The 1,118-nt window shown below is 35.3% G+C and carries 1 pseudogene; it reads right to left on the bottom strand.

Annotated features, from left to right (window positions below):
• Positions 1-116: 116 nt before the first annotated feature.
• Positions 117-1,118 (bottom strand): annotated as a pseudogene (locus AB4589_RS25405) (hypothetical protein); the annotation flags it as partial.

Genomic DNA, 1,118 nt, shown 5'->3' with positions numbered 1-1,118 from the left:
GTTCAAGGCGCAATGCCCCTCGACCATCATCGAATAATTTACTTAATAAAGTGGCTTCGGGCTTGTTCAACACTTGGGATTTAGTGTTGGCTACGCAACACCTTAATCCTTATTTGTTATGTTTCAAATGAACGCAACATCCTAAAAACTCTCGATATTTCAAGATACAACTCACTAGTTATATCTTGTTGAAAACCACTATTAATGCATAAAACATATACACTCTCGTTTACAAAACTTAGAGTAGGCTTTACATTATGAAATGGAAAGTTAGAGAGTAAAACCTTTGAAACATTGAATTCTAGCATTCCGAAAAAACGGATAAAATGGGTATAAGCCATAATAGAGAACATACTATGACCAGATAACGTCATAGTCCCGAATAAATATTGATTACCATCAGTAAGGTTTAAAGCATTACTTGTTTTATATTTTCTTGAAGATTCTAAACTTTCAGGAGAGTCATCCAAGTTGACAATTTCCGCTTCTGTGATTTTATTTTTTTCAATTAAAAACGGCCAATTATCAGTAATTACATTTAAAATTTCTTTTTGCACCCAATCACCATGTTCCCACAAACCTAAAACATAAATATTTTCGTCTCTTACCACTGTAAATAAAAGAGGACCCGTTCTTGATGCGAACTCTCCTTCCATTTTAGTTCCCAGATGAAAATGACGAACTCCCCATTGTGAATGTAGAGGATCAATATTATTAGCGCGTTTAACACCTTTACTCATAAAAGGAGTTAGATCCTTCCCTAATTCAGAATAGCTTTTAAAAAAATTAAACCCAGCTACGATTTCAGCAGGGAGTGTAAAATTAGGAGGTAAAACGATCCTCCTTGGCTGAGCAGGAACTTTTCTGAATAAATACTCCCAAAATAACCAATGAGCCATATCATAATCTTTATCTGATCTGTCAAGCTTTAAAATGGAAGCAAGATAGTCATTCCAACCAGTAAATAAATACATTAACTCTCCCGTAAATAATATTAAGGCAACAACCAAACTTGAAACATAACGCCCAATTAAGGTGTGAAGCACGCGACCACGACACTTAATTTGACCACCGTACTCACTGAACTTAACCCAAACCCAAAATGCCAAGCGTGCTGA

This window comes from Vibrio sp. 10N.222.49.A3 (genome assembly GCF_041475145.1).
GTDB lineage: Bacteria > Pseudomonadota > Gammaproteobacteria > Enterobacterales > Vibrionaceae > Vibrio > Vibrio tasmaniensis_A.
The sequence above is the reverse complement of the archived record's forward strand: the minus strand, read 5'-3'. Positions and strand labels throughout refer to the sequence as shown.